A 17,441-nucleotide genomic window follows, 5' to 3' on the forward strand; every position below is an offset into this window, starting at 1 on the left:
CAAATAAATTTATCTGGTTTTTTTGGGGCGGTGAACTTTATGACAATCCCCGCGCCAATTTTAATAACACTTTGGGAAAGAGAACGAGCAGAACGCAAAGCCCTGAAAGTATTAAGAATAAAGTAAAGGCAGCGATTAGACCCTTCTATTATCAGCTAAAAAATTCATCTTTAACTCCCGAAAAATCTGTTTTAAAAGCTGCGCGCCAAATAAAGTATTTTGGAGTAATTCACGAAGAAGAAGTGGCTTTGTTGCAATCAAAACATTTATTATCTAAGGATGTAGTGCACATAAAGATGTCTTATTATCCCATTGAATTTATTTTTAAAGGCATTGAAAAAAATATAGTCACACACGAAAATATTCTGGTAGGCAATTCTGCTTCTCGAACAAATAATCATTTAGAAGCGTTTGATATCTTAAAAAAGATGCCGCTGAAAGATAGAAAAGTCATTGCCCCACTCAATTATGGTGATATGGAGTATGCAAATATCATAGTGGAAGAGGGAAAAAATCTTTTTGGTGAAAATTTTCAGGCTATTACCACCTTTTTGCCATTACAGGAGTATAATAAATTTATTACGAAATGTGGCATAGTGGTTATGAATCATTATAGACAACAGGCCATCGGGAATATTTTGGCCATGTTGTGGATGGGAGCGAAAGTGTATTTAGATGAGAAAAATACCTTTTATCATTATTTGAAAAGAAAACAGGTTCATGTTTATTCTATAGAAAAAGATTTAAAGCTAGAGAATACCCAAGCTTTAAAAAAATTGGAAGCAGATAAAGTTGCCCACAATAGACAAATTTTAACAGACGAAATAAGTTTTGAAACTTTAAAGACAGATCTTAAAAATCAATTGACGGCTTTAGTTCATGAGTATTAGCAAACAGGCAATAAATGGCGTAAAATGGACCACGGTAGCAACCGCGACAATTGCTATTTGTATGTTGCTAAAAATTTCCGTTCTAACGCGTTTTTTAGATAAATCAGACTTTGGGCTGATAGCATTGGTTTCTTTTATTCTCGGGTTTATGGATTTGTTTATGGATATGGGGATAACCTCTGCAATTCTTCACAAACAAAATATAAAAGAAAAAGAATATGCAAGTTTGTATTGGCTCAATGTTTTTTTTAGCTTAATTCTCTTTGCCCTCATTGTGTCTTTGGGTCCTGTTTTAGCCGACTTCTATAATGAGCCTCAGTTAGCGCAACTTGTTTCCGTTATGGGAGTAGGGATAATATTTTCAGCTATAGGAAGACAATACAAGACCATTCTTCAAAAGGAAATTGAATTTAAGACCATTGCCCTAGTAGAAATTATTGCGGCTGTTATATCGTTGATTTTGGCAATCCTGTTGGCCATAGAAAATTTCGGAGTTTATGCCTTGGTCTATTCAGCATTAGTACAATATTTTTTGAGCAATGTTTTATTTTTTATTATTGGCGTTAGAAAGCAGGCATTACTATTCCATTATAACTACGCTGAAACCAAACCTTTTTTGAAAATAGGGATTTATCAGGTGGGAAGTCAAGTAGTGAACTACTTTAATAGAGATTTGGATATTTTAATTATTGGTAAGTTTTTTGGGGCAGATTTATTGGGTGGCTACAGCCTTGCCAAACAACTTGTATTTAGACCTGCACAGATATTGAATCCTATTTTTACCCGAGTGGCGACCCCAATCTTGGCCAAAATGCAAAGTGACATAAAATTATTGAAAACAAATTATTTGAAATTATTAAACGCCGTGAGCAGCATAAATGTTCCAATATATACGGGTATTATTGTTTTTGCGCCCCTAATAGTAACCATCTTATACGGCGAGCAATACCTCAACATTGTACCCGTTGTAAGGATACTTAGTGTTTATATGATATTTAGAGCCATCGGAAACCCTGTGGGTAGTTTGGTTATTGCTACCGGAAGAACAGATTTAGAATTTTTCTGGAATATTTTTACCCTAATCTTTTTACCAATTGCTATAATTCTTGGGGCACAGTTTTCAATAGAAGCTGTAGCAATAGCAATTACAGTTGCAATGGCAATACTGCTAGTGCCCAGCTGGCGTTTTTTGGTTTATAGATTAACGGGTGCCTCGCTTAAAGAATATCTAGTTGCTATAATCCCAAAGTTTAAATATGCTGAAATAAAGGCACTTCTAAAAAGAAATAAAAGTACAGATTAAGCTTTTGAATGGAATAATCAATAGCTAGCAATTTTCACTAATCTACAGCTTCATATTCTAAATCTATTACTACATTTTGCTGAGGTATGGTTATTTTACTAGGATAATTGGCAGCATTGTATTCATATTGAAAAGAAGTAACTACCTCCCCGTTCACTTTATATGCTGTGGGATTATTTTTATTGTTGAAATTAAAAAAATATGGAATTTGATTTAGCCAATATAAAGTATTAGGATAATATATAAATCCTCCAATATCTCTAGCAGCAGGACTATAGAAACTGGGATTAAATCCACTTCTATAGGTATGCCAATTATTGGCCTCATCATAGGTTATTTCTGTAATATTAGAGCCATTGGTTAATTTGGTTAAGTTTCCATTATCATATTCAAAATAGACTCTGTCTACATGTGAATCATCAGTATTGAGACGAGTATACTTTGTAATTTTGTTATTGCTGTCAGTTTCAAGAGTTACCTCATAATTATAGTTAAAGACCTCTGGCGGACCGCCAGTTAAGATTTCTCCGTTAACCGTATATCTATAATTTAAAGGGGCATCAAATTGGAAGTCGGAGTCCGCAGAAAAATCTTCCCCAGTTTGTTGTATTGTAAGACCGGTTAAAGTAGTATTGGAATACTCATAAGTTAATATACCTTTTGGGTTGCCAGTAGCATCTCTATATTTTGAATTTTCGGTTAAAATCTCGTTGTTTTGGTTGTAAGTAAAATCAATGTTTGTATATCCAATAGGGCTTGGATTGCCTCTATAGGTCAATAAACCCTGGGCGTTATAATTCAATATAAATTCATAATTGCCCTGATTATAACTTTTAAGCCTCAAATTAGTTGGCTGCAGGGTCGTAAAATCTTTTGAAGCGCTTGTAGTGCTGTATTCATTTTTGGCTTCCACTTTTACCGTGTAGGTTGTAGCGATGGCTAAGTTGGATAAATTATAGGTTGTTTCGGTAAGGTTTTCAATAAGCAACGAATCATTAAGGAAAATAGCATATGTAATGGTGGTCGGTACTCCGGTAGTAGACGCCGTCCAAGCTACTTTTGATGTAGTATTTCTTATTTCAGTAATAGTAACTTCAAATGCACTGGGCGTTGTATTTCCAGTGTTTGGATCGTCTTCGCTGCAGGCTGCAACAAATAAGAGTAATATGCATGACCAGATTAAATTATAGGTTTTTGAAGTTTTCATAATAAATATTTTAGGGCTAAGACTTTATAAACTTTTTTGTGATGGATTTCCCCTGAATAGAGGCACTTAAAAAATATAATCCAGAAGCTAAGTCTGAAATGTCCAAAGTAGTATTTGAGGTAGTTCTAATAAGCATACCCGTGGTAGTGTATATTTGAATAAGTTCCGGAGTTTCTTTGGCTTTGATAATTAAAATATCTTTTGCAGGGTTAGGAAATAAATCAAAAGTTGCTAAATTTTGTTCGTCAATTCCAAGTACACATTCTTCACTGAAACTTGCTGTTGCATCTTTGCACCAACCCACCATAGGATCGCCACGGTAACACTGTCTGTTATTTGCATTTACAACATTATCAACTTTTATACATTGTAGATTTGGATTATTTTCCGCATCCATATATGGCATATTTATATTATTACCATTTTTAATATTCAAATATATTAATTGATTATTATAACAATCTAAAGCAATTAAATTTGGGTTTTGACTGAGATCTAAATGTGTTAGGTTTGCATTACTAAAAGTTATGTATCTGAGTTTAAAATTTTGGGTCACATCTATGTTAGAAAATTGAGTGTCTTTAAAACTAAGGCCTTCGAGATTTGAGTTTTGACTAACATCTAGACTGGTTAATTGTGTTGAATCACAATGTAACTTTTTAAGACTGGAGTTGTGCGTTACATCAAGAGAGGTCAATGGGTTTATAGAAACCCATAACTCTTCCAGGTTTGGGTGCTGAGTTACATCTATATTGGTTAATTCATTGTGATAACAAACAAGCAACTCCAGATTCAAGTTCTGCGATATGTCTAAATTCGTTAATTGGTTCCATGAGCAACGTAATTTTTTTAGGTTTTGGTTTTGTGAAATGTCAAGGACCGTCAATGAATTGTCGTGACAGTTTAAATCTTCAAGATTCACAAAACTTTGAATACCATTTAAGGATTGTATTCCTTTGTGTTCAATAGTTATTATTAGAGTAGCTTCAGCTTCAGTTACTTGTATTTCTCCATCACCATTAGTATCAATTATGGGCGAATGGTTTAATAATGCGTTTTTAAAATTCGCATCTGGAATATTTACAATTTGAGCTTGAGCAATACTGCTTAAAAGGAATAGCGTAATTATGTAGTAAATCTTCATTTTGAATTTTTTTTGATTAATCTTTTAAAACCTTTTTGACTACGGTTCCTTTACTAGTTTGGATTTTTAAATAATATATTCCAGCGGAAAATGATTTAAAATCTATTTTCTCAAAATCAATATATAACGTTTTAAGTTTTTTACCAAATATGCTGAAAATGGTTAGTTCTTTAATGTACAATCCATTTGCAGTCTTTATGTTTATAAAGTCAATTATGGGATTAGGATATACTGCTAAATTTTGAATTGAAAAGTTATCTTCCATACCCAACAATTCGCATTCTGTCTGCCCTTCCACTTCTACAAAAATAGTATTTGGATCAATATTGGTCCAGTTTATCGTACTATAATTACAATCGTCAACATAAATATACGGTAGATTTGGGCTATTTAGTACAACAAATTCTTGAATCACGGGATTATTGCCATTTCTTACATCAACATTTACTAACGACGTATTTTGCCCAAAAAGACGGACTTCCCGGAGATTTGGGTGGTTTGACACATCGAGTTCTGGAAATGTATTTTCGCCAGCTGTTAAGTACATTAAATTTGTATTTTGACTTAAATCCAAACTTGTAATTAAATTGTTGGCACAAGTAAGTTCGGTTAAGTTTGTATGTTGGCTTAAATCAAGTTCAGTTAATTGATTGTTGTTGGCTGTTAAAGCATAAAGATTTGCATTTGGATGCAATGGAATGTAGGAAAAATGATTGTTACTGGCATCAAAATATCTTAAACTTTCAAAGTCTTGAAGACCAGTGAGGTCACTAACATTTTGGCTTTGAAGATCGAGCATGGTAAGACCTGAAATATTACTGGTTAAAACGTAATCGTCCAAAACATCATCTAAGCCTAAAACGATTAATCGTTGCTCAAAATTATTATCGGGAACATAAGTAGACTGAGAATACAATGTTAATAAAGGCGTTGTGATAATGAGAAATACAAACTGAAATTTCATTATATTCAAATTTAATATGAATATACTAATTTTATATTTATTAATTTTAGATTTTTGGGGATAAAGGTAAATGATATTTTTCTCTGCCTTTTAAAAATTGAATTATACCGTCCTTTATCCGGATATTAGAAACAGAATTTTTGTATAATTCGGATTGTACTTCAATTATGGTGGTTAACTTATTGCCTTCCTTTCGCACTTTTACTTGTGGTATAGGCGTAAGCGAATATTGAATCCTAGATCTGGAAATTTCTTTTGCTGTAATTTTATCATTGTCGCTAAATGATTTTACAACTGCCTTAATGTTTTTTGGAAACAAAACCGTGGCACTATTCTCTGAAATGGTAACATTTAAATTCGCCTTTTCACTAAAATTAAATTGTTGGCTTATACTTTTAATGAGATTTGCATCTTTAGATTCTGCCCAATCCTCGAGCACAATAACATTTGGTTTTATAAAATACAAATTGCGTTTTACAGTAATGGAATCGTACATAGTATGTTCGGCAGAAATAATGTCTACATCGTCACTTGTATAATATCCCGTAAGTTTTGAATATTGGCCCTCTTTACCCAATTTATAATCCGCATCGTTAATAGCAATGGAATTATGCGCAAAAACGGATGTTAAAAATGGTCTGTACTTATCTTCATAACCATAATAACCTTGATCTGTAAGAATATCAACTCCAAGTGTTTGAAAGATGAATTGTAAATCATCATTGTGTTTATGGGTCAGGGAGTAATAATTTGCAAAAAGTGCTACATAACTGCTGTCATCTGCTTGAGTGCGTAACGTAGCAATGTTGTTTTCAAAATTAACCATGGATGGCAATCTTTTGCCAGACATAACGTCTAAAATGCGTTGGTCATTACCAAAACTTTCTGCCAAATGTTGGTTTAAATACTCAATACCACTATCGCCCCAAATAGGAAAAGTAAGGTCTGGCTTCACCAATTGCAAGAGCACATCATTCTTTTTCAATAATTTAAGTTGAAAAGCAGGATTGATATCTTCTTTTTCAATAAGGTCTATTATTTTTCGGTCCAAATTGTGATTATAGATGTGGTAAGTTGTGGCATGTTCTTTTGCCAAACCACTATCATCAATTATATAATCAATATTTTTTAATGTACGGGTAACAGTGGGCTCTTAAATAGCTTTGTATAATTGAGTGTTCGCTTTTGTAATTTTTGCCAGCGTTAAAAGGCTTCTATCCATTATCAATGCATGGTTGGTGGGATGATAATTTTTAGGATCTAACATATACGTGGCATTGAGAGACAGGAGATCAAAAGCCTTTTGAATAAATTCAGTATCTGGATCATCCTGTTCTAATTCATTATATACAGTTTGTAAAAGATGTGCAGTCCGCATGCCCACCGCACCCATTTCCCAAGTTTGGTCTGAGGTTTTTTCCGCAAGAGATTTGTGTGCCGCAACATAGCTTAAAACATAGGCTTTCGCTTTTTCATGATATTGCTTGTCGCCATAGCTGTGGTAAGTATGGTTTAAAATAGAAACAAAAAATAGGTTTTCAAAATACGCTTGCCAACTAGCATTGTTCTCTGGATTTTCTGTCCACGTAATTTTATCTAATGGAATAAATTGGGGTTTAAAGGAATGTAGAACAACTATTGAATCCTTTAAAATTAAATCTGCATATTTTTTTGCTTGAATAGAATCATAGGGAACTGTTCTAGGTATTTCTTCAAAATCTAACGACTCAGAAATATCGTATAAGCCAAGAGCGTAATTTTTTTCACCTAGGCTGATATTGATGGAGGTATCTTTTAATTTTTCTGTTCTTTGATTATTACAAGCAAGAAAAATAAGTGGAAGTATAAGAACGAAGTAAAACTTGTAAGAGGTCATAATTGTTAATGGGGCCGAAAGTTGTTTTCTGTTTTTATTTCAAAGCTACATAAAATAATAGCTTTAAAATTTTAAGGTTATTTAATTTTTATAATTCGTGCTCCCTTAGGGTAAAATTTAAAAAAAAGTATCTTTGTTGCAACTCTCAAAAAACTAATCTAACCATAAATTTCTTAAATAATGTCCAGTAGGAAAACAATCAACTCATTAGTGAAAAAGGGGATTAGTAATTTTAATTTTACCACAAGGAGCAAGGTAAATGGAAAGTATTTTAAAATACCCATTCAAGGTAATGTAGGTATATCTAACCTATCCATTAGTGAACAATGGATGGTCGATCTGCTTAAGGTTTTATTAAAAATAAAAGGTGAAAAATTTGTGGACGTTGGTGTTAACGTAGGGCAAACACTTTTAAAATTGAGGAGTGTTGACAACGATGTTAAATATCTGGGTTTTGAGCCAAACCCTACGTGTATATTTTATGTAAATAAATTGATAAAAGCCAATTCAATTAAAATTACCTCGCTATATCCTGTGGGAATTTCAAGCAATACTGAGCTGGGTGAACTTAACTTCTTTTATGAAAGTGAAACTGATGGTTCTGCCTCCATCTTAAATAACTTTAATCATACTAAGGTAAACCGTAAAGAGTATATTCCTTTGTTTGATGTACAAACTTTAAAAGCCAATATAAATTTTGATGGCATGTCCATTCTTAAGATTGATGTAGAAGGCGCAGAACTGGAAGTGATAAACAGTTTTAAAGATGAAATATTAAAAAGCAGCCCTTTTATAATTACCGAAATATTACCTGTTTATGATAAATTAGAAAATCCAGAACGATATGATAGACAAAACAAACTTCAAGAACTTCTAATGTCGCTTGAATATACTATGTTCCGAATTATCAAAAATAATAAAGATCTTACTGGCATAAAGGAACTGAAGACAATAGAAATTCATTCAGATATGAATAATTGCGAATATTTATTTGTCCCTAAAACACAGCTTGCAAATTTAAAAGCTTCTAATCTCAATTTTAAATAATAAAAACTTTTTCGGTATAGGTTTTATGTATTTACATCCAGGGCCTTTAAATTTTTAATCCATTTCTTTTTCACGAGAAAATTTTAAAAACAGTAGCTTTGTGGCATCACTGGAAGGGGATAGTCCATCCATAAATTCATACATTGAAGTCTATATATCAAATAATACTGGTTGTCCTTTTTTTAAGTGTTGGCACGCTCAGCTTCAGTAGTTTAATGGCACTTTGCTTAGTGGTGTTGCTTTTTGGAGCATGGGTAGCTACTAAAAAGGGAAAGTTGGAAGTGCCCCATTATGTTATTGTTGTGGCTTGTTTTTATATTCCTTTTTTAATATTAGGATTAATACACGAATATCCAAATCCAACTATTGATATAAAATTTCAGTTCTACGGACTTATTTTTTATCTTTTTCTGGTAAACGTTAAAGATCTAAAAATACTCCGCGTACTTTTTATTTTAAATGCCGTAGTCGCAATTGTTTATATATTAAGTTATTTAGGCTTTGTACCCAGCTTGTGGAATATAGATACTACCGGAAAAGGAGGCCGCGTATACGGCCCGGCAATTATACCAATTGTTCTTATTGGTTTTTACTATCTATACAACAGAATGTCTTTTGATTTGCCGCTTGCTGTCTCGTGGGTAATTGCATTGATTTATTTGTTTCTTACTTCAAATTTAATGAACCTCGTTACAGCAGGTGTCTTGCTTTTATTGATTGTAATAAATGTGAGCAAGATTTTCAAACCAGTTTTTATTTTAGGTTTTTCCTTAATGATTGTTGTTTCTATAGCATTCTTTAATTCAAAATATGCTCCTGAGGCAATTAAGGAAAAATTACCGTACGTGCTTAAACCATGGGAATATGATAGTTTGAAAATTAGAATACAGGATTTAAACACAGCACTATTGACAGAAAATTTTACTTGGTCCGAAAAATTAATTGGAAAAGGTTTTGGTGTAACCACAACGGTATATCGTGAGAATAAAATAGCACAATTTTTCAGCGGGAAATTTACATTTCTGGAAATAGATAACGGATTTTATTATGTCTATCACCGAGGTGGGTTTTTGTTGCTCTTCATATTTTTAATAGCTCATATTTATCTAGTTTTTAAAATTCCTTCCATGAAGGCAAAACTTGGGTTTATAGCATTAGTTCTTTTTACAAACCTTCTTTCTATCCATTATTTTACAAACATGTTCTATTTAATAGTGCCATTTTTAATTCTTGAAACTGAAATAAGAAGTAAAAAGCAGCTCTCCAAAAGCATAAGTAATGAAGAATAGTTTATACGTTGTGCCTAATCTGAATAAAATTTCCGGAGGGCCCATTACAAGAATTAATTTATTTAAAAAAGCGTTTCAAAAAGAAGGCGGACAAATAATAACTGAAGAGAATAAACTTAAATCAATATTTCAGAAACGGGATATTTGCTACATAGAATCGGCCACAAACAGAATAGCGCTAATAGATTTATTGCCTCTTTTCTTTATAAAATTTAGATCCAAAAAAGTAATTGTTTTTATACGAGATATTTACATCGAACTTTTTCCGGAGGATTACAGTGGTTTTCGCAAAAAAATTACATTCTATCTAAATAAATTTAGCAACTTTTACCTTACTTGGGTTTCTACTTCTATGGTATTTCCCACAAAGGAAATGGGTGAGGTTTTCTTTCAGAAAAACAAATTTTTTCCCAAGAGGCCTTATTCCGATTTGCCACCCGGAACCTATAATATCACACAAAATATAAAACTTCCAGATTTTTCAAAGAAACTTGGACTACTATATTTGGGAAGCATTGACTATAAAAACTCTGGTTTTGATGCTTTTATTTTATTCGCAAAAAAATATTCTCAGAACTATAATTTCTTTGTGCTATCTGGAGCCACAAATATTAGCGAAATGCTTCAAGGAACAACTATTAAAGCCTCAAAAATTCCACGTGCTGATATTGCAGCCTTTATTCAGAATAATAATATTGCGTATGCGCTACATACCCGACCACGAAATATGTATGACGATCTCACGTTTCCTATAAAAGTGTTCGATTTTTTAAGTTTTCAACTCCCCTTTTTTACTGAAAAACATATTCCACTAGAAAACCTTTTAAGCAACGATTATCCCCTTTTTGCATCTTTTGAAAATAGTGATCAAATAAATCAAAAAATTATCAGTATTGGAGCCCCAGAATATAAAGATTTGCTCCATTCCCTAAAAACAATAGCCCTTAACAATACGTATGATAAAAGGTATCAGAAGTTACTGGAACAATAATTCACCAAGAAGGTTGTTTTTTGAAGCCAGCACCTGTCTTTTTGTTGCTACCTTACCTTTATGGGAAAACCTGAATACTATTGTATTGTGGATTTTTGTTGCTTCCTCAGTATTTTTAATAGCGCCAAAAGAGCGTTTGCAGAATCTCAAAAAAAATAATATTGCTTTTTATTTTTTAGTCGCCCTCTATTTACTGTTTGTAATGGGTTGGTTTTTTTCTACCAATGTAAAAGATGCTCTCAGGGATATGGAACGCACCTTGACCTTGGTTTTAATTCCACTCATTATACTTTCCCATAAACGAGAAGATTTTAACCTTAAAAGAATCTATATTTCTTTGGGCACAGGACTTTTTATTGGAATGCTAATTTGCTGGGCATATATTATTAAATCAATTGTAACCAATGCTACCCCTTGGGTTCAGGCAGGATACTTTTTTAAATGGATATACAACGGGTGGAATGCCCTAATACCCTTAGAAGGTCACCCAAGCTATTTTGCAATAATGATTGTAATCTTTATCTTGGGTATTATAAGAATGCCAGAATTCATCAATTTAAGGAAGAATAAACTGAAACTTATTCTTTTGCTAATTCCTTTCTTTCTTTTTTTAATAGAAACGAGCAGCAGAATTGGAGTTATTTGTTTAATCGTGATGATTGTTGTTACTATATTTAGAAAACTGGAAATTAAAAAGATCTTCTACTTAATTGGTTTGGTTGCAATCTTGGCCATACTTTCCATAAAATTTGATTATTTGGGCTCCAAATTTGCCACAATTGTTGATACCCAAGGAAATGTAACATTGGACAGATATCCGCGTTGGATAGCTATTCTTTCAGATTTTAGTAATCGGGGAAATTGGATTTTCGGAATAGGTACAGGGGACTCGCAGGCATTATATGATATGGCCTATAGCAAGAGCGGATTTACAATAGCACTGGACAATCACTATAATGCACATAATCAATATATAGAATTTCTCATTTCAACTGGATTATTGGGGTTATCCATCTTTATTATTGTTTTGCTTATCTTTTTTAGGAATACAAATTTAAAAGGGGAAGCGATGAGCTTTTTTATAATAATAGCGCTATTTTCATTTTCGGAAAGCATTTTTGGATTAAGTAAAGGAGTGTTTATTTTTGCTTTTTTCTATTCCCTATTTATTCTTTGGTACCCAAATAAAGCCATAAAATTTAAATAAAACGAAGCTAACAAAAGCCTATGTGTGGAATAATTGGTTCAATAAACAAATCATACAATTTAAGTGCCCTCAAACTTATAGAACACCGAGGCCCTGATGCCTCCGAAATTGAAACTTTCAAGGTAGCCCAACACGACATTAGGTTGGGTCTTGTACGTCTAGCAATTGTTGAACTTTCTGACGCTGGGAGACAACCCATGATTTCTTCCTGCGGGAAATTCGCAATTACTTTTAATGGTGAAATTTACAACCACCTTGATTTACGGGAAAAACTTAAGGAAGTTGAATTTAAAGGCCATTCAGATACCGAGACCATTCTTTATTACCTTAAAAAATTTGGTATTGACAGCGTTGTAGATTTCAATGGAATTTTTGGATTTTCCTTTTTGGATATTGAAAACGAAAAGTTGTATTTGGCCCGGGATCATTTTGGAGTGAAACCAGTTTACTATTTTCAAGACGAGAAAAGTTTTATTTTTTCCTCAGAAATACGCCCAGTTAAAAATTTGCAGGATAACCCAGAACCAGATTTTGAAAATCTTCCAACCTTATTACGTCTGCGTTATCTTCCGTCACCATTAACGCTTCACAAAAATATTCAAAAACTAAAACCAGGTCATTATATTGAAGTAGATCTAACTTCTGAAAAACTGCATTACACTGAAAAATATTTCGTTAAAGAGCAACCATTAGCGCAAACTCCAAGAAAAGGGAATGCTTTAAAAGGGTATGAAACTTATATTGAAAACGCGGTTAAAAGACAATTAATGGCCGATGTGGAAATAGGAGTTTTGTTAAGCGGAGGGGTAGATTCCGCAGTTGTTGCTGCAATAGCACAGAAACATTCCGATAAAAAACTTAAGGCTTTTACTATTGGTTTTGAAGGCTTGCATAAAGAAGATGAAATTGATGCAGCAAAGGAAACCGCCGAAATTTTAGGGCTGGAACATTTTTCAAAAAAAATAAATTTTGATAATTTTCTGTCCATCTTTGAAGAAACTACAAGGATAATTGAGGAACCACTGGCCACAACCTCCGTTATTCCCATGTATTACCTTTCACAATTGGCATCTAAGCATGTAAAAGTTGTACTGACAGGACAAGGGGCCGATGAGCCTTTGGGAGGGTATCAAAGATACCAAGGCGAGGTTATTTCAGAAAAAATTCCCCGAGGCCTTATACATTCTTCTAATAAGCTCATTCCCCATATTGGCATTAAAAATGAACGCCTACTGCGCTCTGCAAATGCACTGGGAGAAAGAGATGATGTACAACGTTTTTTAAACGTCTATTCTATTTTTACACAAAATGATATACTCAAGTTGCTCAATGTAAAAGAGGATAAGGCATTTGGATTGATATCCTATTTTTATGAAACTCTTAATTGCGAGCGTAAAAAGACTGCGGCAGAAAGGATGATGGCTATAGACGTTCGTATGAATCTTCCAGATGATTTGCTGCTCTATACCGATAAAATTACAATGAACTTTTCCTTGGAGTGCAGAGTGCCAATGTTAGATACCGAATTGATAAAATATATTGAATCATTGCCTGCAAAAGAAAGATTGGCAATTAGAAAGACCAAAATTATACACAAGGAATACGCCAAGAAAATTTTACCTGAACGAATTATTAATAGAAAAAAATTCGCCTTTCAATCCCCAACAAAAATTTGGTTTAAAAATTATAACGAACAAATTTTGGAACTGCTTCTAAAACCAAGTCCATTTACAGAGATATTTAATAAAGAAGCCATAAAGAATGTTCTCGACGAGCATTTAAAAGGTTATAACAGAGAAAAGCAAATATTTCTTTTGCTTAGTATTTATTATTGGTTGCAGGATAACAAATAAATTTCAAAAATTAAATATGAAGATTTTCCTAGTTTCAAATATGTATCCTTCTTCGAAAGATTCGCTCTTTGGTGTGTTTGTGAAGAATTTTAGGATAGAGCTTGAAAAAAAAGGAGTTATTTTTTCCGCAATATCTGTTATAAAAGGTAAAAGAGCTGATAATTTTAACAAATCAATTTCTTATTTAAAATACTATTTTTCAGTTTCTTATAATTTTATTTTCAAAAAATACGACCTTTTGTATGTTCACTTTATGTCGCATAATACTCCGGTATTAGCTTTTTTATTTTTTATATTCAAAAAAAAGAAGCCTTTGGTTATGAACGTCCACGGCGATGACGTTACAAATTCAAAAGGCAGAAAAATTGATATATTAAATAAATTTGTTTTAAAGAAAGTAGATTTGGTAGTTACACCCTCTGCCTATTTTAAAACGATGATGCTAGAAAATTATCCTTTTTTAACACAGGAACAAATTTTTGTCTCTCCCTCTGGCGGTGTGGATGCTACAAGATTCTACCCCATTGAGAAAGCCCCAAATTCAATCCCAATTTTGGGAATGATTTCAAGAATAGATGAAGGAAAAGGTTGGGATGATTTTTTAAAAGCCTTAAAGGTTTTAAATGAAAAAAATATAAGCTTCACAGCATTAATTGCAGGACAAGGACTTCAGGAAAAAGAAATGAAATCCATGATAGTCGATTTTAATTTGCAAGACAAAGTAGAATTTTTAGGACTTATAAAACAAGAACAGTTAGTTCACCTTTACAATAAAATGGACGTAATGGTGTTTCCTACAAAAAGGGAAGCAGAAAGTCTTGGTCTAGTTGGTCTTGAAGCTATGAGTTGTAAAACTCCTGTAATTGGAGGAAATATTGCCGGATTGAAAACATATATTGAAAACAATATAAACGGAATGTTATTTGAGCCTGGAAATGTTTCCGAATTGACTATTAGTATTGAAAAATTTCTTAATTTTTCACTTCACGAAAAACAAAATATGAGGAATGCCGCTTTTGAAACTGCTAAAGAATATGAAAGCGAACATGTTATGCAGATGCTTTTGGATCAACTTAAAAAGGTATGTACAAAAAATTAACGCTAATAATTTATTATGGCATTATATATCACTTGCCACATTCAAGATTTATTTCTTTTACCAGGGCTATACGTGTATGGTATGTTTCAAGGGTGCTAAAATTTATACCCAATGGAAAGAAAAGCTTTGTTGAGAACAATGTTTACTTTTCCAATGGAAAAAATCTTAAAATAGGATCAGGTTGCCAGATCAACGAAAATGTATTTATCCAAGGGGCTCATATTGGAAATAACGTGATGATTGCACCCAATGTTTCTATATTAAGTACTTCCCACAATCATGAAAACACCGAGATACCAATGGTAAATCAAGGTGAAACAAAACCCAACCCACCAGTTATTGAAGACAATGTTTGGCTGGGAAGAAATGTAATAGTAATGCCAGGGATTATTATAGGCACGGGCTCTATAATAGGGGCTGGGGCAGTGGTGACAAAAAACGTAGCTCCTTATTCTATAATGGGCGGAGTTCCAGCAAAATTTATAAAATCTAGGAAATGAAAAAGGGTTGGATCATAATTTTTTCACTCATATTTTTCGCCTCATGTTCTAAGCCCAAAACCATGTTTGCGCTTGCGGGACAGAGTAACGCCGTGCCATTAAAAGATACCCTTGCATATAACTATAAAAAATTAACAGGTAATGATGCCTATATCATTCAGTGTGCAAAAGCCGGAAGTGCACTAAATGCAAAAGCGGAAACAAACGATTGGGGAAATTGGAGTCCCAATGGAGATTTGCTGAAAAAAAGTTTTAAAGAAATCGATAAACGTTTGAGTATTTTCTATCCTCCTTACAATAAAGAAGAAACCATTAAGGCTATAATATGGTCACAAGGTGAAAATGATGGTGAGTCAATTGGAAAGGGTATTTTAACTGCGGAAGAATATAAGGAAGATTTGAAAAATTTAATTTCAGAATACAGAGAACGATATGGTTCAACTTTGCCGTTTATTATCATAGAAACAGGAAGGCACACAGTTTGTAAAGAATGTGATGAAGGTTATGCTGTGGTTCGAAAAATTCAGGATGAAGTGGCCGAAGAAGATAAGTACACTTTCATTGGCTATAACGAAACCAAAGATTTTATTGAAAGAAAATGGTTGATAGATCCAGTTCATTACAACAAAGAAGCATTGAATGATATTAGCGAGAAATTGGTTAAATTTATGGTTTACAAGGGGATAAACTAAGTTCCTAAAACGATCGTATAAAATTTAATTCAACCAGATATTTCCGTGAGTATAAGCCATTTGAATTTTATTTTATGAAATCATTTTTTACAATCTGGCCAACCTATTTTTATGAAACTTAATTTAGATACCTCCACTCTTAGCATTTTTAATATTTCTGATAGCTATTCAAGTATTTTTATAACAACTACGGAAAGAATATTTGGAGTAAAATCTTTGGGTGGTGATGAGCACGAAATTGTAGAGATTGACAAAGCTTCAGGAAATAGTTTATCCATCTTAGCAACTATTTCAACAAGAGAGGTTCGAAATATTGATTATTCGCTTTCATCAAATAGGATTTTTGCGCTCCTTAATAAATCTTTTAATAACCAATTCCTTTATACATTAAATCTTAATGATGGCACATCAATAACCACCCCTTTAGATGTAGAAGATCAGCATTTGGATTTTGAAGGAATCTATTTAAACAATTAGTATGTTATAAATACTATCTTTGCTCGCTAAAAATAAATTGTGAGTACCCACCAAAGGATAAAAATCCTAAATACACCCATTGATAATCTCTCCATGCAAGAAACCCTTGCCTTGGTTGAAGAAAAAATACAGACCGGCGAACAACTCCACCACGTTGTTGTAAACGCCGGAAAAGTTGTGGCGATGCAAAAAGATGCAGAACTGCGCCACAGTGTAAATCAATGCCACATTATCAATGCAGACGGTCAAGCGGTGGTTTGGGCTTCGAAGTTTTTAGGAAAACCACTTAAAGAGCGGGTTGCAGGTATAGATTTAATGGCGAGTCTCGTAGAAATGGCACACAAAAACCACAACAAAATCTTTCTTTTTGGAGCAAAAGAAGAAGTGGTTAAAAATGTTGTTCAGAAATACTCTGAAATCTATAGTCCTGAGATTATTGCTGGTTACAGAAATGGTTATTTCAGCCCTTCCGAAGAGGAAGCAATTGCCCAACAGATAGCAGACAGTGGCACTCAAATGCTTTTCGTTGCAATCTCCTCACCTATCAAAGAAAATTTTCTTTACAAATACCGAGACATCCTTAAAGACGTAAACCTAATTATGGGCGTTGGCGGCAGTTTTGACGTAGTTGCCGGAAAAACTAAGCGAGCTCCAGCTTGGATGCAAAACGCAGGTTTGGAGTGGTTCTATCGCTTTGCACAAGAGCCAAGACGTATGTGGAAACGCTATTTGGTCGGAAATTCGAAATTTATCTTTTTAGTTCTAAAAGAAAAATTCTCTAAATAAACTACTTTCATTTTCTAACCAAAAAATAGCTGCTCGATAGCACCATTTTCGCTTCTAAAACCCCAGCCACGGATACTCCATAGCAAAGCCATACCAAAGCCATAGCAAGGTCCTTA

Annotated in this window: 16 protein-coding genes and 1 pseudogene; 12 read left to right on the forward strand and 5 right to left on the reverse strand. The window is 33.3% G+C overall.

All coding sequences use genetic code 11. The annotated features are described in order from the left end of the window. The first annotated feature begins 71 nt into the window (after positions 1–71). The gene (locus AEQU1_RS02430; RefSeq protein WP_181566687.1) at positions 72–890 is read left to right on the forward strand and encodes a TDP-N-acetylfucosamine:lipid II N-acetylfucosaminyltransferase; all 819 of its coding nucleotides are present in this window, start codon (positions 72–74) and stop codon (positions 888–890) included. Beyond that, entirely contained in the window at positions 880–2,193 is a 1,314-nt protein-coding gene (locus tag AEQU1_RS02435; RefSeq protein ID WP_111878499.1) for an MOP flippase family protein, read from the forward strand. Before AEQU1_RS02430 ends, AEQU1_RS02435 begins: the two co-directional genes overlap by 11 nt. A gap of 37 nt (positions 2,194–2,230) precedes the next feature. Here the strand turns inward: AEQU1_RS02435 and AEQU1_RS02440 are convergent, their stop codons facing one another. From AEQU1_RS02440 to AEQU1_RS02460, 5 genes are read right to left on the reverse strand one after another with little or no spacing between them, the layout of a single operon-like run. Continuing rightward, positions 2,231–3,400 carry a fibronectin type III domain-containing protein gene (locus AEQU1_RS02440; RefSeq protein WP_111878500.1) on the reverse strand — a complete coding sequence of 390 codons (1,170 nt, stop codon included), beginning with the start codon at positions 3,398–3,400 and terminating at the stop codon, positions 2,231–2,233. Positions 3,401–3,416: 16 nt separating this feature from the next. After that, positions 3,417–4,544 (reverse strand): T9SS type A sorting domain-containing protein, encoded by a 1,128-nt coding sequence (locus tag AEQU1_RS02445; protein WP_111878502.1) that lies wholly within the window; start codon positions 4,542–4,544, stop codon positions 3,417–3,419. A 16-nt stretch (positions 4,545–4,560) separates the two neighbouring features. Then, entirely contained in the window at positions 4,561–5,508 is a 948-nt protein-coding gene (locus tag AEQU1_RS02450; protein ID WP_111878503.1) for a T9SS type A sorting domain-containing protein, read from the reverse strand. Between the two features lie 46 nt (positions 5,509–5,554). Then, positions 5,555–6,604: a heparinase II/III family protein gene (locus AEQU1_RS02455; RefSeq protein ID WP_111878505.1), complete on the reverse strand. Its 1,050-nt coding sequence runs from the start codon at positions 6,602–6,604 to the stop codon at positions 5,555–5,557. A gap of 57 nt (positions 6,605–6,661) precedes the next feature. Next, positions 6,662–7,384 (reverse strand): hypothetical protein, encoded by a 723-nt coding sequence (locus AEQU1_RS02460; RefSeq protein WP_111878507.1) that lies wholly within the window; start codon positions 7,382–7,384, stop codon positions 6,662–6,664. Between the two features lie 180 nt (positions 7,385–7,564). Here AEQU1_RS02460 and AEQU1_RS02465 point away from each other — a divergent pair, with 180 nt between their 5' ends. From AEQU1_RS02465 to AEQU1_RS02510, 10 genes and pseudogenes are all read left to right on the forward strand, one after another. Then, positions 7,565–8,431, forward strand: a complete 867-nt coding sequence (locus tag AEQU1_RS02465) for an FkbM family methyltransferase (protein WP_111878508.1) — start codon at positions 7,565–7,567, stop codon at positions 8,429–8,431. A gap of 143 nt (positions 8,432–8,574) precedes the next feature. Continuing rightward, a complete protein-coding gene (locus tag AEQU1_RS02470; protein WP_146743706.1) occupies positions 8,575–9,720 on the forward strand; it encodes a hypothetical protein in 1,146 nt (381 codons plus the stop codon). Further along, a complete protein-coding gene (locus tag AEQU1_RS02475; RefSeq protein WP_111878512.1) occupies positions 9,710–10,711 on the forward strand; it encodes a hypothetical protein in 1,002 nt (333 codons plus the stop codon). Before AEQU1_RS02470 ends, AEQU1_RS02475 begins: the two co-directional genes overlap by 11 nt. Further along, the gene (locus AEQU1_RS02480; RefSeq protein ID WP_111878513.1) at positions 10,677–11,918 is read left to right on the forward strand and encodes an O-antigen ligase; all 1,242 of its coding nucleotides are present in this window, start codon (positions 10,677–10,679) and stop codon (positions 11,916–11,918) included. The genes AEQU1_RS02475 and AEQU1_RS02480 overlap by 35 nt, the downstream gene beginning before the upstream one ends. Before the next feature lie 20 nt (positions 11,919–11,938). After that, positions 11,939–13,771: an asparagine synthase (glutamine-hydrolyzing) gene (gene asnB / locus AEQU1_RS02485; RefSeq protein ID WP_111878515.1), complete on the forward strand. Its 1,833-nt coding sequence runs from the start codon at positions 11,939–11,941 to the stop codon at positions 13,769–13,771. A 16-nt stretch (positions 13,772–13,787) separates the two neighbouring features. Next, entirely contained in the window at positions 13,788–14,870 is a 1,083-nt protein-coding gene (locus tag AEQU1_RS02490) for a glycosyltransferase family 4 protein (RefSeq protein ID WP_111878517.1), read from the forward strand. 344 nt (positions 14,871–15,214) lie between these two features. Then, positions 15,215–15,364, forward strand: a pseudogene (locus tag AEQU1_RS16415) (DapH/DapD/GlmU-related protein); the annotation flags it as partial. A gap of 68 nt (positions 15,365–15,432) precedes the next feature. Continuing rightward, positions 15,433–16,062, forward strand: a complete 630-nt coding sequence (locus AEQU1_RS02500; RefSeq protein ID WP_181566688.1) for a sialate O-acetylesterase — start codon at positions 15,433–15,435, stop codon at positions 16,060–16,062. 111 nt (positions 16,063–16,173) lie between these two features. Further along, the gene (locus AEQU1_RS02505) at positions 16,174–16,539 is read left to right on the forward strand and encodes a hypothetical protein (RefSeq protein WP_111878522.1); all 366 of its coding nucleotides are present in this window, start codon (positions 16,174–16,176) and stop codon (positions 16,537–16,539) included. 39 nt (positions 16,540–16,578) lie between these two features. Next, positions 16,579–17,325 (forward strand): WecB/TagA/CpsF family glycosyltransferase, encoded by a 747-nt coding sequence (locus AEQU1_RS02510; protein WP_258455104.1) that lies wholly within the window; start codon positions 16,579–16,581, stop codon positions 17,323–17,325. Positions 17,326–17,441 lie beyond the last annotated feature (116 nt).

The sequence above is a fragment of the Aequorivita sp. CIP111184 genome, assembly GCF_900489465.1.
Lineage (GTDB): Bacteria > Bacteroidota > Bacteroidia > Flavobacteriales > Flavobacteriaceae > Aequorivita.